This is a genomic window from Rhodanobacter sp. FW106-PBR-R2A-2-24, assembly GCF_058789615.1.
In genome coordinates, this window is the sequence record NZ_JBYTBV010000001.1 from 80,116 (window position 1) to 100,814 (window position 20,699).

Here is a 20,699-nt window from a genome sequence, read left to right on the forward strand (position 1 = left end):
AAGCGCCATTTGCGGCGCGAAGGTTGCTCCGTGGTGCCGACAGCCCGTCGGCAGCCGACTGGGTCGCGCCTGTCAGGCGTCGGGCGTCGTGGCGGTGTAGCCGAACGTCGCCCACACCGCCGGGTCGATCATCAACGGCGAGACGGTCAGTGGATTCAGCCGCACCAGCGCCCCGTGCGCGTCCAGTCCCCCGTCGAACAGAAGCGTGCTGAGCAACGTAGCGCCCGCCGTGGCCATGTTCTGGTTGATCGCCCACTTCTGCCTGGTCAACGCCTCGGCGAGGCTGCAGCTCGGGAGGTCATCGTCGTCACCTGCGAGCAGTTCCTGTCCGTAGAGGTCGTACACGTTGGGCAGGCGCTGGCCACGGGATGGCGTGCCCAAATGGCCGAGCACGATCTGCCCGCGATCCGAACCATTGCCGAAGTCGCACCAGAGTGCATCCGTCCGGACGCCACGGCAGGACTGGCCAAGCTGGTACCGGAACTTGCCGCTGTCAACGCAGCCAACGATGAGGTCGGCGCCGATACCGCGCCGCACCGGATCGAGCGCCTCTGGCACCGCGCGCCAGTCGAGGCCGAAGAAGTTGTTGACGCGGCCGACGACCATGATCGCCTTGTTGAAGCCCGCGTCGCCCTGGGTCGTCATCTGCCGGCCGAAGTTGGCCGGGGAGAACGTGTCAGGGTCGAACACCGTGACGTCCATGCCGTGGTGCCCCTGCACGCGCAGCGCCGCGTCGAGTCGTCCGAGTTCCGACAGGAACAGGGAGCCGGTTCCGCCGGCCCCGACGACTGTCACACGGATCGGCCGGTCGGCGATGAACGTCTCGGGGATCACGAAGCGCGGCGTGGTCATGCGAAAAGCTCCGTCCAGAGATCATCGGAAAGGGGGAGCAGGTAGTGGCCCACGCAGACTCTCGCGGCGACCTCCGTGGACGGGCGGTCGACGCAATGGCCGAACACCATGCTCACATGCGGCCCGCAGCGCGAGCGGTCGGACTCGTCATCCACCCCGGAGAACCGCGCCGGATACCTCATGTTTCGACCGTCGCTCATCTGGCGGCTATACAAGGAAACGCGCGATGCAAACCGAGAAAGACCGGGTCAAGCGCCTAGCCAAGGACCTGATGCTCCGTCTCCTGGGGTGCTTCAGCATCAGTATTGCGTACGGTCTCATCATGCTGCGGGTGTTCCACCACGGCACACCCGCCAGCATGGGTGAGCTCTGCGGCGAGATCACGGCTGGCTTGGCACTCGCAACGCTCATCCTCTGGCCTCCGGCCTACCTTACCCACTACTTTCAGGATCGGAGCAGTCCCGATGACGAGTAAGCCTGCTCCGGCGACGAAGACGGCATATGTGCAGCCAATCCTCTTCCAGGGATCGCCGTCCCAGAGCATCAATGCGCCCACGCTGCTGATGGCTTTGATCATGTTCGCCGGCGTGTTCTGGAGCCGCGTAGCGATGCACGCTCCGCATCTACTGCTGCTCGGGCCCATCGTCGCGGTGGTTGCGCTTGTCTTCTACCGGTTCCTGAGGACCGCGACTATTTCCTACACGATCGACGCCGAGCGCATCCACGTCCGCCGCGGGTTGCTTCTGCGGAAAATAACGAGCCTCGAGCTGTTCCGTGTGCAGGACGTCACGCTGTACCAGTCGTGGTGGCAGGATCTGCTTGGCATTGGGACGATCGTCGTTGACAGCAGCGACCTTGTCACCCCGCGCCTCGTGATGCTTGGCATCCCAGACCCGATCGCCTTCCGCGATGAACTCAACAAGTCCTCTATCGCCCTGCGCGACCGCAAAGGCATCCGCGAGGTCAACTACGGGCGCGTGTAGCATCGCGCCGGTTACCACTCCCCCCGCGTCCGGCTCGTCGACGGACAGGTGCCGGTGCAATGGCGAGCGCCGGCCCTCCCCTCCGCTCTTTGACTACAACCGGGCGCAGACGTCGAGCGAGCGGGTCGGCTGCGAACGCCATGAGCAGCGCGAACGCCCCGACGCTGAGCGTCCCTGCAGTACCTTGCGGTGCTGGCACACCCGATCGTCCCTCGCTGATCACCGTGACGATCGGCCACACCAGCGCGATCGCGCAGACCGCCTGCATCGCCGCGATCGCCAGCCGTAACCGTCGCGGCGCCGTGGCGACCGGATTGGCGCCTCGCTTCGGCACCAGCAGCATGGGCCAAATCTGGAAGGCAAATGGATGATCCATGCCGATGGCGAGGCCCAGGAGCAGCGTGGCCATGATCGCCCACCGGATTAGCACCGCCTCGCTCGAGCGCGGCGGGCCCGGCTGCGTCGCCTGTGCGGGTTCCGATGCCTTCGTCGCAATCGCCCGCTGCCCAGCGCGCGCGCGCATCCACAGGGTGAAGATGGACGCACCCACGCTGAAGCCGGCGCCGGTACGCAAGGCCAACGGAACACCCGATGGGACGATCCAGACGACGCCCAGAGCCAGAGCGGCGACCAGGAGAGCGCGATCAGTTGTCGTCGGTGTCATGTTCGTGGCCGGCACGGCATGCAGGGATTGCTGTCCCCGGCGTCCAGGTCCTCATGCGCGCCTTGATGTCCGCGATGCACTGGTCGGCGGCGTTCAACTCGCCGTTCTCGCGGGCGGTGTACGTCGTGTGGTCGAGCTGATCCTGTTGGGTGTAATCCTCGACCGCGGTGATCGAGTACTCGAACTGTGCGTCCTTCGGCAGGTGCTGCATCAGGTTGTTGGCCTCGGGGCGCTTCAGTAGCTGGCAGCAGACGTAGCGCAGCAGCGTCGGGCTGTTGGGCGGGATCGGATCGGGTCGATTCCAGCCGAAGCCGGCCTTGATGACCTTGTCGAGCGTCTTCCTCTTCGAATCCGGCACGTACTCTAGATCCTCATCGAACAGGGGGATGCCCTTGTCTGGATCCATGATGGTGAGATGGAGCGTTGGCGGGTAGACGTTAAACGCCGTGTGGTTGGTGAAGTTCAGGATGAACGTTGCTGCGGACGTCAACACCGGCGCGTTGGGCGCCGGCGGCGTGAAAAACGGGTTCGCCCATTGAAACTGGTCGACCGTGTAGTGGCCATCCGAGTGAGCCTGGTCGCGTCGCTCGACGAGCAGATCGCGCTGGAGCTTCAGCGACTCGAGGTAGCGGCGCGTCACCTCGGGATCAGGGGCGTCCGGCGGAAGCGCCACGGGTGGTGCGAGAACGCCCCTGACAATGCCGACGAAGTGCAGGAACTCCGTTCGATCCATGCCTTGCACCGCACGCCAGTCGGGGAGATTGGTATCGTGGCCGCCGGGCTTGAAGTACTGCTGATCGAAATAGCTCGCCGCGCTGTCGAATTCCTTGCGCGCCGCCGGCGGCGTCGCCCTCGACATTGCCTTCAGTGACGCCGTCAATGCATCGCGGCTCGATGCATTGAGCGCGACGGATCGCTGACAACCGGCGAGGGCCAGCAGGAGCCCCGCATGGCACAGAACGCGGATCAGGGCGGAGGAAACTCGCGGGCTCATCGTGGTGTCCTTGGTCGGTGTCGTCATGCAGCCTTGCGGGGTTCGTCTTGCGACTCGCGAGCCTCGCCGTCGCTCGGCCGAGGAATGGAGAAGATCGTGGCCAGGCGCGAAAGGAGGCTGTCGACTTCCCCAGCGAGCAAGGTGTTTGTGGCGTCGAATTCGCCGATGGCATCGGTCTCGCCGCCGTCCAGCGCGTCGAGGACGACGTCGAGGAACTTCAGCTTCCGGACGACGAGATCCTCGCCCAAAACGAACGAAAGGCGATCCGCGAACACCAGTCCCAGCTGGAAGACCTGCTTGCCGTTGCGAAGGTGCTCCGCTACCTCCTCGGCGTCGAGATCCTGCCGCCGGCACTTTGCGATGGCGCCGGTGGCGGTCGCCGGATCGCGCAGTTCAACTTCGTCGCCCAGCGAGAACCCGGCTGGCAGCGTGCGATTGGAGAGCCAGTCGGTCATCAACATGCGAGGGCCTTCCTCCGGCGCCAGCGGCACAGCGGGAAAACTTCCCAGCGCTTCGCGAATTTGCGTCAGAGAGTTCTCGGCCGACTTCCGGCTTGAGGTATCAAGCACGACCCACCCCGAGGCGCTGTCGACGTACCCGTCCATTCGCGACTGCTGGACGAAGGCCTTCGGGAGCAGTTCGTTGAGCAGATCCTCCTTCAGTCGCTTTCGCTCGCGCCCGCCGACCTTGCGCCCCTCCTCTTCGCCGATCTTCTGCACTTTGCGCTGCAGCTCGGCGTTGACGACGCCGGAGGGAAGTAGCTTCGTCTCTGCCCCGACGGTGAAGAAGGTGCGGCTCTGGAGACGCCGCGTGAGCGGGTCGTCGTGATTCCGCCCGACCGGCGGAACAAAGCCACGTGTTTCCGCTTCGAGCGGCCCGCAGGGTCGCAGCCGATGCTCATCGAGAGCCTCAGGCAGGCGATCAAGGTCGGCTGCGACAGCAGGTGAGAATCGAAACAGCAGCAGGTTCCTGAACATCGTCGGTCTCCTTACCGAGGGAGGATCTGGTACATGGCGTTCGGCAGCGCTGGGTGGCGCCACGCGTCCCGGGGCTCGATGAATGGCGCGGGGCCGCGACGGGTGTTGGTTGTGGGCCGGCGCGTGGGCTGCGGGATCGATGGAGCGTTCGAGTCGCCCTTGTCCGCGCGCCTGATCAGTGCCAGGCGATTGCTCTTATCCATGGGTACCTCCTCCTTTTTTTGACCACGCCAGAGTAGTTTCCGGGCGCGCGCTAGCGCCAAAGAAAACCCACGATTGCAGGGCTAGTTTCACAGGGGTCAGCGAATCGGTAGCCAGACCCGCGACTCACGCGAGGGGACGCTTGCCCACGAGAAAATCACGCGCACGGCGCGACCGACAATCGCGTCGCGGGTTACACAACCCCACCAGCGGCTGTCGATGCTGTTGTGACGATCATCGCCCAGCACGAAGTAGCAGTTCGGCGGAAGGATCGCTGGCACGGTGACACCCGGGACAGGGTCGGCGATGTGGTAGCCGACCATTGTCGCGATGCGATGCGGACGTCCCGGCAAATGCTCCTCCAGCACCTCAGCGCCGTGCGCCAGCAGCGTGCGGTCATCCGGTTGGCTGGGATCGCCGCGGTACGCCCCCAGGTTCGTCGTTGCCACCGGTGTGCCGTTGATGACGAGCGCGTCGCCGCGCATCACGACGCGGTCCCCTGGCACGCCGATCACTCGCTTGACCCAGTTCTCGGACGGAACAGGTTTGTCCAACTGCATGCACGTTTCGTCGCCGCTCCGTACCTTCTTGTCGCCGATGCGACACTGGTATCCCGGGAAGCGAAAGACCACGACGTCGCCGCGCGCCGGCGCGTTACCCCGCGTTAGGCGCTGGCCCCAGGGGAGCCTGATCCCGTAGGCCGTTCGATCGACGAGAATGACATCGCCGACGGCCAGCGTCGGGATCATCGATCCCGACGGGATGATGTACGGCATCCCGATGCTTCCAAGTCCGACGAGCAGCACACCGGTGACTACCAGGAGCCCGAAGTCGAAGCGGGCCAGCATTTGCGCTTGAGCGGGAAAGGAGCGGTCCAGCATCCGCCGCGTCGGGCGGAGCCACAATAGGCAGCAGGCTCCGAAGAGAATCGTGAGAAGCGCTACGGCGTGGTCGTCCATGTCGGTCCTTGAGTGTTTCTGCTTCCTTTGCTGGCAATGGCGTTGCCGATGGCGCATCCCCAGCCAGGCGACCATTCTCTCCGCATCTCGCCGATGACGTCAGCCATGCGACGTCCGCCCAGCATCACCCGCCGGTACCAGCGCCCGGTTCAGGCGCGGCCCCGCTAAGTCGGCCAGGGGACTGCCGCCGGTGAAGGCGACGGCGATCGCGGCCACGTGGCGCCGGTGCACCAAGCCTCGATGCGTGCAGTCGACGGCGACGTGCTGGTCGAGGCCGGGCCAGCGGGTCTCGGCGATCTCAACCATGCCGTCGCTATCCTTGCCGATCACGCCCAACCAACGGGCGGCGCCATTGGCACGCGTCCCGGCGAGCATGGCGATACGTGGTTGACGTAGCCCATGCCGTGGGCGTTCGCGCGCGATTGGCGCGCAGAGAATGCCGCCAGTTCGGCCGAGCGTTCGCTGCCCGGCTGGATGGCCGAGTAGTTCGCGGGCGGCCTGGCTCCCATTGAGCGGTGCGCCGAGGCAGAGGATCGACTCCACGTCCAGAGCTCCCTGGCTTTCGAGCCAGGCCGAGACGGCCAGTACGCCGCCGCAACTGTGGCCGACGAGGTGCACGCGACTTCCGAGCGAGGCGGCACGCACCGCGGTCCGCTCGATGGCCAGGTAGACGGTGGCCGGCTCGGCGGAGCACTGGTAGTCGATAAAGACGACTCGATACCCGGCCGCCGCGTAGCAGCGCGCGAGCACTCGCATGCAGGAGCTTCCCATCCACAAGCCGTGCAGCAGGACGACGGTGTCGAGGCCGTCGTCCTTGCCTGGGTACAGTGCGCGGCGAATTTTGGACTGGGTTCTGACGAAAGCGCCGGCGGCGCCCATCGCGAGGGACCACGTGCGGTACTTCGCTTCGAGGCGGAGGCGATCCATCGCCGACATGGTCAGTCCGCCCTGCCGCTGAGTTCCAGGTTGAGCACGGCCGCGAGGTCCAGACCTCCCTCGATCAGCTGTTGCTCGACGACCGGTTCCCAGTGTCGCAGGTATGCCGCGCTCACCGTCCTGCCCGGCAGGATCCCCGGCTCATTGGCGATACGACAGGCAGCCTCCGCCCAGTCCTGCGGATCGGTGGACGACGCGGCAGGCATGGTCATCGACTTTCTGACCAATCGCTGGGTGAGGGCGCGGTAGTCGGGCTTGCCACCGTTGATCCAGCCGAGAAAGGCGTTCGGCTTCGCGAGCTCGCGGATCAGGCCTGAGTCCCATACGGCGTGGATGTTCGTGCCCCGACCGTCGAAGCGCACCTGGAACGCATTGCCGCCTTTTCCAGGGCCGTAGTTGTGCAGCGGCTGCGAGCTGTCGCCGCCGGCTAGGTGGATGACGTATTTCAGGGCCAGCTCCCGCTCCTGGTCGGAGCGGCTGCGATCACCCAAGACGTCGGCCTCATAGTCCACGGCATTGACCAGGCACTCGCCATTCTTGCACTCGGCTTCCGGCTTGTAGTGACAGTCGCCGGCTGGGAAGTTGGTGAAGTGCCAGCGGGCCGTGGTGCGGTTGCGGTGCTTGTCGGCCCACGATGCCACGCTCTCCATCGTTTCCCCGGGCTCGAGGGCAAGCAAGCGGCGCACCTCGGCGCGCGCGACCGGGTTGAGGTGTGCCTCGGCGATCGCCGCAATGATCATGTGACCCTCGTGGCCCCAGGCCATTGCGGGGCTCGGCGTCGCCGCGATCATCGCCAGTGCGGCGATAGTGCTCAGCGAGGCACGCCAGCCGGGGGCTCGTTTCGTTCGCATCTCGTAATCCTCGCTCATCGTGCCTTGCCGTTGACTGTGGCTCGCCGGCGCCCTCGCGCCGCGCGGCGAGCGCGACGGAGATGTGCGCATCCTTCGTCATAGCCCGGCGGGGCTTCCGGGCCGTAGTGGGAGCACACGAACAGCGTGGTGCACAGGGAAGCCACGACCCACCCGACGATGGCCAACGAACGGAGTTCCTTCGGGAGCATGGTGAGCGCCAGCGTGACGCCGATGGCATCCCCGATGGTCACCAGAGCAACTACGACGGCCGCGAACACCCGCAGCTGCCGGCGATAGGCCGCCACCTGCCATTCTGTGAAGCGCTCCCACGCGTTGAACTCGGCGGGGTGGGTTTCCCGTTCCCGTGGAATCATTGGGGGTGCAGGGTTGTGCATTACGCCGCACCCTGCCGCAGCGGGAGGGCGCCGGCTTGGGCGACCCAGACGGCTTCGACGCGGAGTTCCTCGTTGGCCGACAGTATCCGTGTTGTGTCGAGCACGTGGACATCCGACTTCCTGTCGTGCTCCATGCTTGAGGCGGGAAAGACAAGCTCCATGACCTTTTCCTTGCCCAAGCCGTTGAACCATCCCGAACGATCCTTCGCGAGCCGCGCGCGCATCCCGTTGAGGAGGTTGAGCACCTCCTCGGGTTCGCCTGCCTTTCCGCTCTCCAGGACAAGAACGGTTGGCAGTGCTGCCAGCTTCCTCAGGGTCTCGCTTGCAGACATGGTGATCTCCGGTCAGTAGGCCACGATGATCTTGGACGGATCGGGTGCGACTCGGCGCTGTTCGGACGTCAGCTCGTTAAAGGCGCGCTGCATATGCGCCTTGATGTAGGCGCCTCGGAGGAACGACCCCACCGCGTGGGCGAAGTGCTCCTGCTCCGGCTGGCCCTCGCATGCCGTCGCGAAGACCGTCAGCGCGCGATCTGCGTCAGCCAGCACGAAGGGATCCGGTTGCTCTCCACGGCCCACGATGTCATTGATGTCGGCGATCACCGCCTCGATGCGTTCGCGAGCGAAGGTTGGGGCGGCACGGATGCCGGCGATAACACCGGCTTGCTGTTCCTTGGTCAGCGCCTGATGGCGGAAGGCCGGGTCCCGGTCAAAAAGAAGTTTGGCGAGTGCGATCTGAATCATGGTGCTCCTTCCGTGGCGAGTACTTGGTGGTGCGCCCTCCTGGCATGTGCAGCCGGGGGCAGGTTGAGGAATACATCCCGGTATGCGGCAAACATGAAGGCCGCGACGAATGGTTGGATGGCAAGTGCGATCACCAGCAGGATGGGTGGCCACGAGCAGACCGCGGTGATCAGGACAGCCTGCTCGGCGACAAAGGACACCGCAGCAACCATGCACAGCGGACGCAGGTTGAGGTTTACCGCCTTCGACGACAACGCCCAGGCACGGCCGATGTCGGCGCCGGCGAGGAGGACCAGCGGAAGAAGGAAATAGAGGAATGGGATGATGAGCCAGCCGACGCTGCTTTCGATGACGACGATGGCCGCGCGTATCCACGGATCGCGGAGCGCCTGGCCGGCGGCATAGCCGTCACCGACGCCGGCGAGGTGACACAGCAACGAGAGCAGGTAGCCACCGACAACGATATAGCTGATCGCCAGCCACCCAGCCCCCGTGCCTCGGATACTGTCCAAGAGGGGGCGCCGGCCTTCAGTCGACGCTACGGCATGCATTTGAAGGCCAAGCACCAGCAGCTGCGCGTGGATCAGGAAGTCAGCAAGCGGCGTGGCGAGGGAAACGAGCATCGAGGCGGCGTACACCACCGCGGAGGCCGCGGTAGGCATCACGCAGCTCCCGGAAAGGATCCAGGCATCGCGCGCCCAGCGCCTGCCCCCGCCAGCCGATACCTTCCGTGGCTCGAAGGTGCGCATAGGGATCAGTTAGGCCCCAAGTTGCGGCCGGCAAGGTAGGCGACGAACATCAGCGCCAGTGCAAACGCGACGATCGCAATTACGCTGATAGCGAAAGCGCGTACACCGGCCCGCAGTGCCGACAAGGCACCCTGCCCCGCCGGCGTGGCTTCCCCGTCAACTGCATCGGGCGGGGGCGTTGGCGCTCGCGTTGGTCGATCCATGGATCTTTCCTTCCTCGTCTGGCAGCTCATTAGGAGCTTTGCCGGTCCGCTGGCGGCGCAAAGTTCGCGTCGATATCGCATCAGGGACGATTCTGAGGGTCACGCAATACCCGTTGCGCCCGGAAACTGGGCTGTTTCAACGCGAGTTTCGCGGCACGGACGTGCCTTGCACGGGCGCCCCAGTGTGGCTAAGCCCGGAGAAACTCGCGCGATAACACGGGGTTTTCTTCGTCCAAGCCGGAGGAGCCCTCGCTAACCTGTCGGTCTATCCCGGAATCGACAGGATGTAGGTATGGCTCAAGGGGAGCGCCCCGCTTCACCCAAGCGGGGATTGCGTCGGGAGTGGACAATGGTTGAGCACGCACCAGTTGCGCGCTCGTTCCCGTTGGTGGATGATGCGGCCGTACCTATTTGCGGCACGGAAAGCGATTTTCGGTACGGAGCGGCCAATCAGGCTGATTTGTCCGCTCAGGGCGGCCACTCGCATCCCGGCCACAAAGGCATTCACGCACACGGGACTCAGTTGATGGACAAGCCACGCCACTATCGCATCGGACGCGCTGACATCGAGGCACGCGCTGCCCAGATGGAGCGCGTCCTCAACAAGGTGAAAGAGGAAACGCTGCGACCGGACTCCCGGAAGGTCGCGCCACGCTTCAACCTCAACCTGACGGCGGAGATCCTCGGCCTCAGCAAGAGCCAGTTTCTGCACCGCGTCAACGACGGCAAGTTCGTGGGCGGCGATCGCACCGGCTCTAGGACGCTCTATACCTTGGAGGAAGTGCGGACCATGGCCAATCAAGTTGGCCTCCGGCACCCGTTCGCACCTGGTCACGGCATCGTCATGACCGTTGCCAACTTCAAGGGCGGTGTCGCCAAGACGTCGACGAGTGTCACCCTCGCGCAGTACATGGCGGCCCGCGGCTACAACTGCCTGATTATCGACCTCGATCCCCAGGCGTCCGCGACCACGCTTTTTGGCGTATCGCCGTATCTCGATGTTTTGCAAGAAGAATCGGTTTTCGCGCTTTATGACGACGAGCCGAACCTTGACCGAATCTGCCGCTCAACCTACTGGCCCGGCATCGATCTCATTGCCGCAAATCAGCACCTGTATGGGCGCGAGTTCGCGCTCGCCGGCGCGGCCAAGGAATGGGGTGGCGAAATCTTCGAGTTCCTCGCGCAGAGGCTTCCCGCGCTGCGTGAACGCTACGATCTCATCTTCATTGATACGCAGCCCTCGCTGGGCTTTCTAACGTCGACCGGCATCTTTGCCTCGGACCACCTGCTGGTGACCGTGCCGCCTTCGAGCCTCGACTTCGCGAGTTCCGTCATCTTCTGGTCGCTGCTTCGCGACGTGCTCACTCAGGCGCGCGACGCGGGTGGGCACTCCAAGTTCTGGGAAGGCGTCCACGTCCTGCAAACACGCGTGGACGAGCAAGACAAGTCCACGCACTTCATCCGGAAGCTGCTGGCTGCCGGCTGCGAGGACTGGCTGTTGCCGGACGTGATTCCCGCAACGAGGGTGGCGACCAATGCGGCCTCCGACTTCCAGACGGTCTACGACGTGGAGAAGTACGAGGGCAGCCACCGAAGCATCAAGCGGGCGAGAGAGGCCTTCGACAAGGCGTATGCGCAGGTCCACGACGCCGTACGTCATACCTGGGATGTTTGGCAGAGCCCGGCCGACTGGGATGTCGTCTATCACCCCGAGGCCGATCTGTTCGACCAAGAGGCGGCCGCGGCCGCCGACCAAGACGCGGAGAGCTCAGGGGACGGTGCCGCACCTGAGATTCGGGAGCGTGTCGCATGAGCCTGTCCTCCAAAAACGACAAGCTGCTTGATGCAATCGAGGCCGGGCTGAAGCCGGCTACCGGAGGTACACCCGAGAAAAGGCGCGGCCTCCCCTCCTCCAGCCATGGCGCCGGCACGGCCGTGGGCATGATGGTCGGCAGCGCCAACGAGACGCTGCGTTCCAAGCTCGCGGAATCCGAAGCGCGCGCACAATCCCTTGCCGGCGAACTTGCGCGAGCCCAAGCTGTGGCTGATGAAAAGGCGCGGGAACTAGCGGAGGCCAAGGTCGTGCTCTTCCTTGACCCGGCCCGGGTCAGGCGCAGCCGCTACGCTGATCGGCACCCCAACGCGTTCGTCGACAAGGACTTCAAGGAGCTTTGCGACGAGATCAAGAGCACCGGCGGCAATGAAGAGTCCGCCAAGGTTCGCCCGGTCAAGGGCGATCCCGACTACGACTACGAGCTGGCGTCCGGGCATCGCCGACATGCAGCGTGCTTGGAGCTGGGTCTTCGGCTCAAGGCCGAGTGCCATGACTATACGGACGAAGAACTGCTCAAGCAGATGCGGCTGGAGAATTCCGGCCGCAAGGATCTGTCGGCGTTCGAGATTGGTCGCCACTATGCCGGCCTGCTCGCGGACAAGCTGTTCAACTCCGGCCGCGACCTGGCAGCGAAATTGGACGTTTCACAATCAGTTGTCCAGCGCCTGCTCAAGTTCGCGGATCTGCCGGAGGAAGTCATCGCCGCGTTCCCCGATCCGCGCGAAATCCGCATAGAGTGGGTTGAGCGGCTGGCCGCCAGCTGGCAGAACGATCAGGCGCGTGTGGAAGCGGAGATCGCTGGGCTCGCCGGTCAGGCAGGACTTCGCGCTGCGACGATCTACGCTCGCCTCACCGGTCGGCAGTCCCGGAACAAGGTCATCACGCGCGAGGGCGCAGTGCTCGGGCGTATCCGTATGGTGCATGGATGCCCTGCCGTCGTGCTGTACAAGGACGCGCCGGAGAAGTTGCTGACTCGCATCCAGGAGCTCGTAGTCAACTGGCGCGACGACGAGGACGGGGCCGGCACATGAAGCGGCCACCCTCCCCTCACTTCCGCCTTCTGGCGGCAGCACACAAAGGCCCGGGACTTCCCGGGCCTTTGTCATTTTGGGGAACGAAATCCGGGCCGCGTGTTCCACGTCGGGCGTTTCGGAGCGGAATCGAAAGCGCCGCCCAGTTGAGCCACCCTTGCACCGACCCGGCCCGGGTCGCCCGGTTTCTCGGCGCGCGGGCCGCTGGAGCCGGCAGCGCCCCTCCGGGGGCTGGGTCCTGTTTTCCGCATTCGCGCCGAGCCGGTCCGGGTCCCGTCATTGGCTGTCCTCCGCCGTTTGGTCGAGACCCCTCCGCCCGCAGCACTCATCCCGCGGCGAGAACGGCGCTCCCAGTGAAACGTGTGGTTCGGCCCGGCCGCGGTCTGCGCCGCGATCGCAACAAGCTCACATCGATGCGGAGCGATGCCCCAGCGCCACGCGGTCTGAGCTCGATGGTGTTTCTGGTCGGGATCGTTGACGCTACCGTGGACCGGCGGCCGTTGACGCGGTCGTCCTTGTCGGCGCCAGGGTGCGACCCGGGCCGGGTCACCTCGGCCCTCCTCCTCGAAGCCGAAGCCACTGTGCACGCCGGCGTCGAAGCCGCCGCGCCGGTGACCCGGGCCGGGTCACGCGCCGGCTTCGACCATTTCCTTGCGCAGGCGAATCCCGGCACGCCGGCTGCGAGCTTCCCTGATGACTTCGTTGACCCGGCCCGGGTCAGCCCTCGGCGGGACTACGGCCTCTGCCGGCTGCAGCTTCCGGACGTGCCTGGTCACGAGCGAGGCCCCCAAGACGAACCCTCGCGCAGGCATCAACTTCCGGTGGCGGTAATCCCAGCCCGTGACCCGGCCCGGGTCACTTCCCGCCAACCGCTGAAGTCCACCGTCCGCGCCGCCGGTCACCTTCCGTGCCGCGCGTGCGCGACCGCTGGCTGGACCGGCTTGGTCGTGACCACTGACGTCAAGGATCGCCAGGCCAGCGGGCTGGCCGCGCTGCAGGGCGCTGGACGCCGCCCCGACCTGGCCCGGGTCACCCTCATGGTTGCGGGCCTCACCTTACTCGCGGTGAACGTGACCGCCCGCGCGGTAGCTGGTATGACCCGGCCCGGGTCATGCCCGACTGGCAGTCGCGTGCGCCCGACTACTGTCGGCCGTGACCCGGCCCGGGTCACTAGGCCCTTGGCTGCTGACGGCCCGACCGAGCTCGCGGCCCTCGCGCCGGACGCCAAACGCCCGACCCGGCCCGGGTCGCCCCCTACCTCGCAACCTGGCCGTGGGCGGATAGCACCACCCACGGCGGCACGCCACCAGGGGGACGTCGCCGGCGAACCGCCCCACGTTACGCGGCGTCCAGGCGTCTCATTACCGGCGGGCGGACGCGGTTGGTTCGCGCCAGGCGATCGTGGACCGGCCCAGGTCGCCCTTAGTGGGCCTCATCGCGAACTGGCGCGCTCCGGCGCGCGCATACCGATGCAGCCACGGTCTGCCGCCGGCCACGCGACCTCGGCCACTCGATACTTCACGGCCGCCGTGAAGGCCGTGCGCACTGGACGCACACCCACGCCGGAGCTGCTGACCCGGCCCGGGTCATGCCCGATTTTGTCGATCCCACTCGGGTCACCCCGGCACGCACTCGCGCGTCGAGGCGCCCTCGCCCGTGACCCGGCCCGGGTCACTCCGTCCACCGATGGAGGCGCCGCCATGACGTAGCGCTAACCGCACGACCACAACTGGCGTACCCCAGAAACGAAAAACCCCCCGGCGCCAACCAGGGGGTCTATCGAAGGCGGTATCCAGATGGAAGCGGAGAACTGGACAACGCACAGCTGACACTGGCGAAGTTACTCCGCCCCATCCGGGCCGTCAACGGGTGCGCTTTTCCTGAACGAAGGAGAAGCCCAATGTTGACCGAATCGACAGGGGCGGCTGCGTGCCGCTCGATCCCCGAAAGCTTTTGGAAGGCTCGCGCGACCGACCCCACCATCCGCGCCCCCGACGCACGGGAGCGACTGGCAAACACCCTCCAGCGACTGGCCGACGCCGATCTCACGGCCTCGGGTTACCGTGTCGTACTCGACACCCTGGCCCGTCTGCTGCGCACGGGCAACACCTCTGAAGCCGTGCCCGTTCAATGGATGGCTGATCGCCTCCACATCCACCGCAACGCGGTAGGCGCTGCCTACGCCGCGGCTGAGTCTGCAAACCTCCTGCGGAGGATCCCCGTCGCCGAACGCGGGGCACCGACCCGTACGGCCCTCGCGGGCCCGCTCCTGGCCACCCTCCGCCTCCTGGCCACCCAGCCTCCGGAACGCCAGGACGAGCTCCGGCGCCTGGAGCCAGCTCCTACGAAGCGCCACAGCCTGCCGGCAGCACCACAGCAGGGGCCGCGCCCCCGTATCGCCAACCAACCTGTCGCCAGGAAGCCTGGTGCGCACTCACCCACGCCGGCACAGGGCAGGGAACACACCACGGTCCCCTTGGCGCCCAGAGCGACCGAAGCCACGGCCGCGGCCGATCCCACGCTTCCGCTCCCTCCCGTGCGCCCGGCCTTCGACCCCACCATCCAGGCGACCCTCCGGAGCAAGGTTGGCCAAGACGTGATGTACCGGGTGATGACCCATCCGCCAGGGAGGCCGTTCGCCATCGACCCCGCCTGGGGGCTGAGTCCCGCGGAAGCCGACCAGCTCCAGCTGCTGGTGCCGACCCCCGAACGCCGGCCGGCCCAAAAGGCCCCACCGGCCCGCCCTGCAACCGCATGCGTCAACGTTCCCCCGGCAATTGCGCGCGCGGCTCTGCAGGCGTTGCCCAAGCTCACTGAACTCGTAGGAGAGCGCGCGGCGAAGGTCATCGACGAGATCGCGTACATGGTCGCGGAGAAGGGCCTCGGCCGCGGTGACGTCGCCGGCGGCTTCCGCGCCGGTCTGCACCTAGTAGGGCAGGGGACGTGGTCGACTCCGCGTGGTTTCCATCCCGCCTGGATCGGCGCCGCCCTGCGTGCCGCTCAAAATGGCGACGCCCACAATTCTGTGCACTAAACCAGAGCTCTTCGCTATCGCTCTATCTCTAAAAACCAACCCGCGCGCGCGCGTCCGTGAAACATTTTCTGGTTGAGGTTAGTTAGGTGATTGATTTTAAAGAGATAAAAAGGCCGTGAAACATTGCATCTCGATGTTTCACAGCCAGCCGCGCTACAGGCGTTCTGTCCAGCACCCGCCGCCCTGGCGACAGGTAAGTGATTGTTCTCTCTGGCAAAGGTCGCCTTCCCCGGGCCGCATGCCAGCCGCAGCGCCGAGGCGACTGCCCGAGGACGATCCATTGCCGGCCGCCGCTGCAACGATGATCCAGCGATGAGTTTCGGATTACCCTACGATGACCTTACCCGGAGTCGGTGATACCCATGCCTACGACCAAGCCCGATCCCCGCCGCTCGATCTACAAGCGCGACAACCTGCTGCGCCTCCTCGCCAGCGGTCGCGTCCCGGGCCGATCGGACTCCATCCGGATCGATCGCCTCGCCGCGCGCTACGAAGTCCTTGTACGCGAGGCCTTACCGAAGCGCCTCCAACTGACCGCGCCGGAGGTTCTGTTGCTGGCGGAACTCGTGACGCAACTCGACATCGGAAATCCCGACCACGTCTTCATGCTTCCGCTGAAGGCAGGCCAGGCGGTGGTGCAGGGCAGGGCGCTCGGCGCCGACGCGGAAGGCCTGGCGTACCGCCTGCGCAATCTAAGGCACAGCGAACTGCTCGCGGTCGTTGACCTGGCAGAGGTCGTGCTTGGCAGAGCCGCGCGGGAGTCAAGGGAGCCGACCCGAGAAGATGCCGTCGCCGCGCTCGACGACGCGAGCGGATCCGCCGCTGGCCATCCCTGACCAATGCCTGGCCCGAAAAGCACGAAGCCGACGCGGTGGCATCGGCTTAATGATCAAGCTGGCAGTGGGCAGTCAGGCGCGCGCGGAGCGCTCCAAAGGTGATCCTGCAGGTTCGTCGTGGATCTTCCGATAGATCTCTTCGCGGTGTACCTGGAGGTGCTTCGGCGCGTTCGTTCCGATACGTACCTGGTTTCCGTTTACGCCGAGGATCGTGATCGTCACGTCGTCCCCGATCTTGATGCTCTCGCCAACTCGGCGGGTAAGGATAAGCATGGACACGTCCTTGTCGCATTGTGGTTGGTGACTCGATTATGCGGTTCGTTCCGGACAACCGTCTACCCGTTGGATCGCCCGCGCGAATTGCTGCGCGATCAGCAGGGCCAGCTCCTGGTACGTCGCCGCCCGCACGTGTCGCTCCTTGCCCTCGAGCAGGTCGACGCGGCCGGCGCTGCCGCCCTCACGATCGATGAACAGGATTGCGCGCGGCTCATCAAGGAAAACCCTGAGTTCCGCGTGCACACGCGCTTGGTCTGCCGCCCGAACGCGAAGCGGCCGCACCGAGACAGACACTTTGTTGGAGCGGATCGCCAGTAGCCAACGAAGCTCCGACGGTATGTCGGCGACGAGCTCGTGGCCCGGCGGGATCGGGAGATGCTCCCAGGCCTCCAGCAGCGTCTGCCCAATACGCGCGCCCTGGTCGTGCAGCCAGCGGATCATTTGCTCGAACAGCTCGCGCCGGCTGAACCGGCCCGTCATCGTGGCGACAGGCACCCCGCGGTGCGCGACGACGACCGCGCCAGATGCGTGGCACAGCGTGATCCCACTTCTCTCGTAGCTCCGCCGCAGGTTCTCGCCGCTGATTGCTTCGACAGCCTTCCAGGTTGCAGCCAGTCGTGTGAGGTCAATGCCGGCACCGGCGTCGAGACCTCGATCCAGAAGTAGAGCAACTTGTGCGTTCATGGCGAGATCCTGTGGTGTCGCTGGACTACGAGGTGAGGGATGGTTCGTCGGCGCGGCTGCTGCTGACGCAGGCACAACTGCATTGCCGAGATCACCGTCCGGTGCCCACTCGCGGGTTTGCGTCCAGCCATGCGCTGATGGCATCCGTGAGCGAGCGCATCTCCTCCACGCTCCAGCCGTGTCGTCGGAGCGACATCTCTCCTGAGAACGCGACGATGGCGTCGGGCGACCGCGGATCGACCGGGCTGCCGGCCGGAACGCGCATGACCTTGCGAACGACGTGGTTGCCCAGGAAATAGACGTGGCCTCCGACCGCCGCGCCCGGCCGCTCGCGCAGCCCGAAGGTGAGGCGCTGGCTGAGCCGCGAGAAAACACGGGTGAGGGCGTACCGCGCGGCGACGAGGTCAGCATTCGCGGCGAGTACGTCAGCAACGGCGCCGATGTCCGGCGCGCCATACGGATCCTCCGCGCGGTCGACGCTGGCGGCGAAGCAGACCTCGACGTCGTCGAGACCGTGCTCGGCGAGGATCCCCACCAACGTCCGATCCTGCAGATAGCCCTTGCTGGCCACATCGGCCATCGACGGCACGGCCCCCTCGGTCGCCAGCACCTCGAGTCCCGACTTGCTCTCGGTCAGCCACAGCTCGACGGCGCTCTTGAGCTTCGCCTTAGCCGTGGTCGACGATTCGATCGTTTCCGAGGTCGCGGTGAGGACGGTGCCGACGTCTGCGTAGACGAGAACGTGGGTGTGGAACTCGGGATAGGACATGTCGGTCGCTCGCGGTAGCGGAAATTCGGGGCGCACTCGCGCGCCGTTCGTCTTCCGTTATCGTTCCCCGTGACCAGCGGAAAAGTTGGTGACTATTCCGCGCGCGAGGGCCGGAGCCTGTCCCAGAGTGTGACCATCGTGGAGGCAGCCACGGCGAGAGCGACGGTGGTGGCAACGTCGAACGCAAACCAGGCCAACGTCTCGCGCATTTCCACGCCGCGGCTCGAGTGGTGCTCCGAGAGGTAAGCGGTGCACCCGGCGATAGTGGCGATCAGGAAGATGCCAATTGCGGCAATGCCCAGGCCGGCGGCGGTGGTGTGGCGTGTCGTGGTGATATCCATGGGGAAATCTCGTCCAGAGTGGATGCTGCGACTGATCACGGGTAGGGGGAGGGGAGTGTTTCGGCGCGAACGTACAGGGGATGGCGTGGACTGCCGTCCTTGTTCCTCACCAGGCAATGTAAATTCGGAATCAAGCGAGCGACGTCGTCGGCTCGCGACCGGAACGCCCCATCTTTTCCCCACGCTGCGACGATCAACGAAGCCTGGCCAGCGAGAGCTAGCAGCGCCGCGTCGTTGTGTGGGCCGACTGGATCGACCGCTTCCTTCATCACCGCCGGCTCCGTGGCGCGGAAGGCAAAGAGGTTGCCCACGCACATCGCGCCGAACCCCCATCGCTTCGCGAAATCGACCATCCGACGGACGCTAGGGTCGTCCTCGGTTGCGTCGGCCGTCGACGGGTTGAGCGGAAGGAACATCACGTAGCGGGAGTTCGTGAGGTCGAACTCCCTCCACAACGTGTAGCGGTAGAGCCCGTCTGGAGACAGGACCGTTTGGCGGAGCAACGGGTTGAACGCGGCGATGTCCATCACGCGGCTTCGGCTGCAGTCGGCGTATGCGCCGGCGCTGCGTCATTCTCGTCGTAGCCGCGGTACCTGTCCCATGATTCGGCAGAGTCGATGCTCAGCGTGCCGCGCATACCTTGACGTACTCTATCCGCGTCGGCCCAACGGTCGACCCTTGCGACTTCCCTGGCGTGGTCGCCGACCCAGTCGAGCACTACCCATTGGCTCATCGTCCCTCTCCTTTGTTGATCGCCATCGAAGCATGACCGCTAAACGTCTCGCCGTCCGAGATTGCGGCCCGTCGCACATCGTGTCTTGTATTGGTCTCAGTCGACATCGCGGCCGGTCTCATAGTTGAGCAAGCGATCGGCGACGCCGTGCAGCCCGGCGCGTTCCAGAGCGAGGATGCTCCCGTACTCCTCCAACAGACGAAAGTCGTCCTCGGTTGGCCGCGGTAGGGAGGATGCCTGAGTGGCCGCAGGCGCGACGTGCTCAACCAACCGTCCGGTGAGGCTCGATGGCCGAACAATGATCGCGCTCATGCGGGCTGCCTCAGTGAGAGAATGGCAACAGCCTCAACCGGAGCGCTGTCGGGCAAACATCGACCGAATTTCGCCTCGCCGCCGACGGTCACGCTGCACGCGCCGGCCATACTTCGACGTCCTCGGGCATGTGGAACCCATCGCACTGGCGGAACCGCTCACCGGACGGCCGCAGGAAGGTAAGCATCTGCTCGGTGATCACCCAGCGGCGCCCGAGTCGTTCTGCCGCCATGCCAGTCTTCGCGGTACCGCCGAAGGGGTCGACCACCAGGTCGCCAGGTTCGGAGAGATAGCGAATCAAGAAGTCCGGGATGGATAGGGGCATTGTTGCGCCGTGCGCGGGCAGCCGCAGCGCGGCGGCGTCCCTTCGGTACTGCAGCGTGTCAGCACATCGCGCGCCCCGGTGCAGGACATTGCGCGGGATACGACCCGGTGTCGCGTTGCCAAAGCTACCCGGTCGGACGTGGTATGCCCCGTCGCCGTAGACCGCGTCGCGTGTTTCCCCTCCGGCGCTGATCAACCGGAGGTGCTTTTCGGTGTGCGGCAAGAGTACGCGGCGATTGTCGGCACGCACGAGCTCGGGTGAGGGGGAAAGCCAGTAGATGAATTCGTAGGTCGCCGTCAGCTGCACTTTCATCCGCGACGACCAATAGGTGGGCCCAGGCGGCTTCGAGCCATTGCACCAGATCAGGCGATCGAGCAGCTTCAGGCCCAGACGGTCATGCAAGGCGAGCAGCAGACGCTCGTTGATCATGGATCGCGCGGGCGAGCCTGGAAGGAAGATGTCCAACAGGCCGAGGTTGATGCACACACTACCGCCGGGCACGAGCCTTTCGACGATCGGCTTCAGGCTGGCCACGATGAAGTCGACGTATTCCGCGTCACTGGGATTACCGTAGGCGCGAGGCCGGCTCAAGCAATACGGCGGCGAGCAGATGGCGACGGTGATCGGCGTGTCGAGCCGTTCGAACGTGTCGATGCAGTCGCCCCAGATCGCCACGCCGAGGTTCGTGGAGAACGCCAAGAGCCGGACGCCGGGCAGGGCGCGATGGAGTCCCTTGGGCGTGCGGTCGATGAGTTCCCACACACCACGCTCACCCGGTGCCCTGGCCAGTACACCCATCTGCTTGAGTGTCTGCTGGTGCCAGCGCACCGCGCGTTCATAGAGGTTGCGCGGCTGGGCGGCGACGCCCACGGCCTTCCGGGCCTGGCGCTCCGACGCCGGCACGCCGGCTCGGTCGCCGGCGGCCGCGTAAAGCGTCGCGTTGTCGAGACGCCCGTCGGGCGCGTCGGCGTACGCGGCGGTCACCGCGGCGAAGAGCTGAAGCTGGGTCGGCACGGT

25 protein-coding genes are annotated in these 20,699 nt (G+C 65.6%); 6 read left to right on the forward strand and 19 right to left on the reverse strand.

Features of this window, described 5'->3' with window-relative positions:
- Positions 1-72 precede the first annotated feature (72 nt).
- Entirely contained in the window at positions 73-852 is a 780-nt protein-coding gene (locus tag AC3WQA_RS00360) for a PRTRC system ThiF family protein (RefSeq protein ID WP_369487850.1), read from the reverse strand.
- A gap of 226 nt (positions 853-1,078) precedes the next feature.
- Here AC3WQA_RS00360 and AC3WQA_RS00365 point away from each other — a divergent pair, with 226 nt between their 5' ends.
- Together AC3WQA_RS00365 and AC3WQA_RS00370 are read left to right on the forward strand one after the other, a co-directional pair.
- Positions 1,079-1,327 carry a hypothetical protein gene (locus AC3WQA_RS00365; protein ID WP_369487895.1) on the forward strand — a complete coding sequence of 83 codons (249 nt, stop codon included), beginning with the start codon at positions 1,079-1,081 and terminating at the stop codon, positions 1,325-1,327.
- A complete protein-coding gene (locus tag AC3WQA_RS00370; RefSeq protein ID WP_369487897.1) occupies positions 1,317-1,835 on the forward strand; it encodes a PH domain-containing protein in 519 nt (172 codons plus the stop codon). The genes AC3WQA_RS00365 and AC3WQA_RS00370 overlap by 11 nt, the downstream gene beginning before the upstream one ends.
- On the opposite strand, the gene AC3WQA_RS00375 is transcribed toward AC3WQA_RS00370, so the two are convergent.
- The 10 genes from AC3WQA_RS00375 to AC3WQA_RS00420 form a co-directional block, all read right to left on the reverse strand.
- On the reverse strand, positions 1,816-2,499 hold the full coding sequence (locus AC3WQA_RS00375) for a hypothetical protein (protein WP_369487898.1): 684 nt from the start codon (positions 2,497-2,499) through the stop codon (positions 1,816-1,818). The two genes, AC3WQA_RS00370 and AC3WQA_RS00375, sit on opposite strands and share 20 nt — an antisense overlap.
- The gene (locus AC3WQA_RS00380) at positions 2,480-3,520 is read right to left on the reverse strand and encodes a DUF6694 family lipoprotein (RefSeq protein WP_369487899.1); all 1,041 of its coding nucleotides are present in this window, start codon (positions 3,518-3,520) and stop codon (positions 2,480-2,482) included. The genes AC3WQA_RS00375 and AC3WQA_RS00380 overlap by 20 nt, the downstream gene beginning before the upstream one ends.
- Positions 3,517-4,470, reverse strand: coding sequence for a recombination-associated protein RdgC (locus AC3WQA_RS00385; RefSeq protein ID WP_369487900.1), 954 nt, complete (start codon positions 4,468-4,470; stop codon positions 3,517-3,519). Before AC3WQA_RS00385 ends, AC3WQA_RS00380 begins: the two co-directional genes overlap by 4 nt.
- A 299-nt stretch (positions 4,471-4,769) precedes the next feature.
- The gene (gene lepB / locus AC3WQA_RS00390) at positions 4,770-5,630 is read right to left on the reverse strand and encodes a signal peptidase I (protein WP_369487901.1); all 861 of its coding nucleotides are present in this window, start codon (positions 5,628-5,630) and stop codon (positions 4,770-4,772) included.
- Positions 5,631-5,729: 99 nt separating this feature from the next.
- Positions 5,730-6,566, reverse strand: a complete 837-nt coding sequence (locus AC3WQA_RS00395; protein WP_369487903.1) for an alpha/beta hydrolase — start codon at positions 6,564-6,566, stop codon at positions 5,730-5,732.
- Between the two features lie 2 nt (positions 6,567-6,568).
- A complete protein-coding gene (locus AC3WQA_RS00400; protein WP_369487905.1) occupies positions 6,569-7,435 on the reverse strand; it encodes a S1/P1 nuclease in 867 nt (288 codons plus the stop codon).
- Positions 7,432-7,812, reverse strand: a complete 381-nt coding sequence (locus tag AC3WQA_RS00405) for a hypothetical protein (RefSeq protein ID WP_369487906.1) — start codon at positions 7,810-7,812, stop codon at positions 7,432-7,434. The genes AC3WQA_RS00400 and AC3WQA_RS00405 overlap by 4 nt, the downstream gene beginning before the upstream one ends.
- On the reverse strand, positions 7,812-8,144 hold the full coding sequence (locus tag AC3WQA_RS00410; RefSeq protein WP_369487908.1) for a hypothetical protein: 333 nt from the start codon (positions 8,142-8,144) through the stop codon (positions 7,812-7,814). Before AC3WQA_RS00410 ends, AC3WQA_RS00405 begins: the two co-directional genes overlap by 1 nt.
- Before the next feature lie 12 nt (positions 8,145-8,156).
- Complete coding sequence (locus AC3WQA_RS00415) at positions 8,157-8,555, reverse strand: hypothetical protein (RefSeq protein ID WP_369487910.1); 399 nt, start codon at positions 8,553-8,555, stop codon at positions 8,157-8,159.
- Positions 8,552-9,217, reverse strand: a complete 666-nt coding sequence (locus AC3WQA_RS00420; RefSeq protein WP_369487911.1) for a hypothetical protein — start codon at positions 9,215-9,217, stop codon at positions 8,552-8,554. The genes AC3WQA_RS00415 and AC3WQA_RS00420 overlap by 4 nt, the downstream gene beginning before the upstream one ends.
- A gap of 639 nt (positions 9,218-9,856) precedes the next feature.
- On the opposite strand from AC3WQA_RS00420, the gene AC3WQA_RS00425 reads away from it, so the two are divergent.
- The 4 genes from AC3WQA_RS00425 (at position 9,857) to AC3WQA_RS00440 (ending at position 16,242) form a co-directional block, all read left to right on the forward strand.
- Complete coding sequence (locus AC3WQA_RS00425) at positions 9,857-11,320, forward strand: AAA family ATPase (protein ID WP_369487912.1); 1,464 nt, start codon at positions 9,857-9,859, stop codon at positions 11,318-11,320.
- Entirely contained in the window at positions 11,317-12,372 is a 1,056-nt protein-coding gene (locus AC3WQA_RS00430) for a ParB/RepB/Spo0J family partition protein (RefSeq protein ID WP_369487913.1), read from the forward strand. The genes AC3WQA_RS00425 and AC3WQA_RS00430 overlap by 4 nt, the downstream gene beginning before the upstream one ends.
- Before the next feature lie 1,900 nt (positions 12,373-14,272).
- Positions 14,273-15,406 (forward strand): hypothetical protein, encoded by a 1,134-nt coding sequence (locus tag AC3WQA_RS00435; protein WP_369487914.1) that lies wholly within the window; start codon positions 14,273-14,275, stop codon positions 15,404-15,406.
- Positions 15,407-15,768: 362 nt separating this feature from the next.
- Positions 15,769-16,242, forward strand: a complete 474-nt coding sequence (locus tag AC3WQA_RS00440; protein ID WP_369487916.1) for a hypothetical protein — start codon at positions 15,769-15,771, stop codon at positions 16,240-16,242.
- Between the two features lie 72 nt (positions 16,243-16,314).
- On the opposite strand, the gene csrA is transcribed toward AC3WQA_RS00440, so the two are convergent.
- The 8 genes from csrA to AC3WQA_RS00480 all read right to left on the reverse strand — a co-directional run bounded on the left by csrA (position 16,315) and on the right by AC3WQA_RS00480 (position 20,696).
- A complete protein-coding gene (csrA, locus tag AC3WQA_RS00445) occupies positions 16,315-16,515 on the reverse strand; it encodes a carbon storage regulator CsrA (RefSeq protein ID WP_369487918.1) in 201 nt (66 codons plus the stop codon).
- Positions 16,516-16,551: 36 nt separating this feature from the next.
- The gene (locus tag AC3WQA_RS00450) at positions 16,552-17,202 is read right to left on the reverse strand and encodes a hypothetical protein (protein ID WP_369487920.1); all 651 of its coding nucleotides are present in this window, start codon (positions 17,200-17,202) and stop codon (positions 16,552-16,554) included.
- A gap of 91 nt (positions 17,203-17,293) precedes the next feature.
- A complete protein-coding gene (locus AC3WQA_RS00455) occupies positions 17,294-17,971 on the reverse strand; it encodes a hypothetical protein (protein WP_369487922.1) in 678 nt (225 codons plus the stop codon).
- A gap of 92 nt (positions 17,972-18,063) precedes the next feature.
- Complete coding sequence (locus tag AC3WQA_RS00460; RefSeq protein WP_369487923.1) at positions 18,064-18,312, reverse strand: hypothetical protein; 249 nt, start codon at positions 18,310-18,312, stop codon at positions 18,064-18,066.
- Positions 18,313-18,347: 35 nt separating this feature from the next.
- Complete coding sequence (locus tag AC3WQA_RS00465; protein ID WP_369487924.1) at positions 18,348-18,839, reverse strand: DUF1643 domain-containing protein; 492 nt, start codon at positions 18,837-18,839, stop codon at positions 18,348-18,350.
- Complete coding sequence (locus AC3WQA_RS00470; RefSeq protein ID WP_369487925.1) at positions 18,839-19,045, reverse strand: hypothetical protein; 207 nt, start codon at positions 19,043-19,045, stop codon at positions 18,839-18,841. Before AC3WQA_RS00470 ends, AC3WQA_RS00465 begins: the two co-directional genes overlap by 1 nt.
- A gap of 96 nt (positions 19,046-19,141) precedes the next feature.
- Positions 19,142-19,357: a hypothetical protein gene (locus AC3WQA_RS00475; RefSeq protein ID WP_369487926.1), complete on the reverse strand. Its 216-nt coding sequence runs from the start codon at positions 19,355-19,357 to the stop codon at positions 19,142-19,144.
- 88 nt (positions 19,358-19,445) lie between these two features.
- Positions 19,446-20,696 (reverse strand): DNA-methyltransferase, encoded by a 1,251-nt coding sequence (locus AC3WQA_RS00480; RefSeq protein ID WP_369487928.1) that lies wholly within the window; start codon positions 20,694-20,696, stop codon positions 19,446-19,448.
- Positions 20,697-20,699: the final 3 nt, after the last annotated feature.

Coding starts and splice junctions, on each gene's coding strand:
- AC3WQA_RS00360 (WP_369487850.1), bottom strand. CDS start 852: ATGACCACGCCGCGCTTCGTGATCCCCGAGACGTTCATCGCCGACCGG.
- AC3WQA_RS00365 (WP_369487895.1), top strand. CDS start 1,079: ATGCAAACCGAGAAAGACCGGGTCAAGCGCCTAGCCAAGGACCTGATG.
- AC3WQA_RS00370 (WP_369487897.1), top strand. CDS start 1,317: ATGACGAGTAAGCCTGCTCCGGCGACGAAGACGGCATATGTGCAGCCA.
- AC3WQA_RS00375 (WP_369487898.1), bottom strand. CDS start 2,499: ATGACACCGACGACAACTGATCGCGCTCTCCTGGTCGCCGCTCTGGCT.
- AC3WQA_RS00380 (WP_369487899.1), bottom strand. CDS start 3,520: ATGACGACACCGACCAAGGACACCACGATGAGCCCGCGAGTTTCCTCC.
- AC3WQA_RS00385 (WP_369487900.1), bottom strand. CDS start 4,470: ATGTTCAGGAACCTGCTGCTGTTTCGATTCTCACCTGCTGTCGCAGCC.
- lepB (WP_369487901.1), bottom strand. CDS start 5,630: ATGGACGACCACGCCGTAGCGCTTCTCACGATTCTCTTCGGAGCCTGC.
- AC3WQA_RS00395 (WP_369487903.1), bottom strand. CDS start 6,566: ATGTCGGCGATGGATCGCCTCCGCCTCGAAGCGAAGTACCGCACGTGG.
- AC3WQA_RS00400 (WP_369487905.1), bottom strand. CDS start 7,435: ATGAGCGAGGATTACGAGATGCGAACGAAACGAGCCCCCGGCTGGCGT.
- AC3WQA_RS00405 (WP_369487906.1), bottom strand. CDS start 7,812: ATGCACAACCCTGCACCCCCAATGATTCCACGGGAACGGGAAACCCAC.
- AC3WQA_RS00410 (WP_369487908.1), bottom strand. CDS start 8,144: ATGTCTGCAAGCGAGACCCTGAGGAAGCTGGCAGCACTGCCAACCGTT.
- AC3WQA_RS00415 (WP_369487910.1), bottom strand. CDS start 8,555: ATGATTCAGATCGCACTCGCCAAACTTCTTTTTGACCGGGACCCGGCC.
- AC3WQA_RS00420 (WP_369487911.1), bottom strand. CDS start 9,217: ATGCCTACCGCGGCCTCCGCGGTGGTGTACGCCGCCTCGATGCTCGTT.
- AC3WQA_RS00425 (WP_369487912.1), top strand. CDS start 9,857: ATGGTTGAGCACGCACCAGTTGCGCGCTCGTTCCCGTTGGTGGATGAT.
- AC3WQA_RS00430 (WP_369487913.1), top strand. CDS start 11,317: ATGAGCCTGTCCTCCAAAAACGACAAGCTGCTTGATGCAATCGAGGCC.
- AC3WQA_RS00435 (WP_369487914.1), top strand. CDS start 14,273: ATGTTGACCGAATCGACAGGGGCGGCTGCGTGCCGCTCGATCCCCGAA.
- AC3WQA_RS00440 (WP_369487916.1), top strand. CDS start 15,769: ATGCCTACGACCAAGCCCGATCCCCGCCGCTCGATCTACAAGCGCGAC.
- csrA (WP_369487918.1), bottom strand. CDS start 16,515: ATGCTTATCCTTACCCGCCGAGTTGGCGAGAGCATCAAGATCGGGGAC.
- AC3WQA_RS00450 (WP_369487920.1), bottom strand. CDS start 17,202: ATGAACGCACAAGTTGCTCTACTTCTGGATCGAGGTCTCGACGCCGGT.
- AC3WQA_RS00455 (WP_369487922.1), bottom strand. CDS start 17,971: ATGTCCTATCCCGAGTTCCACACCCACGTTCTCGTCTACGCAGACGTC.
- AC3WQA_RS00460 (WP_369487923.1), bottom strand. CDS start 18,312: ATGGATATCACCACGACACGCCACACCACCGCCGCCGGCCTGGGCATT.
- AC3WQA_RS00465 (WP_369487924.1), bottom strand. CDS start 18,839: ATGGACATCGCCGCGTTCAACCCGTTGCTCCGCCAAACGGTCCTGTCT.
- AC3WQA_RS00470 (WP_369487925.1), bottom strand. CDS start 19,045: ATGAGCCAATGGGTAGTGCTCGACTGGGTCGGCGACCACGCCAGGGAA.
- AC3WQA_RS00475 (WP_369487926.1), bottom strand. CDS start 19,357: ATGAGCGCGATCATTGTTCGGCCATCGAGCCTCACCGGACGGTTGGTT.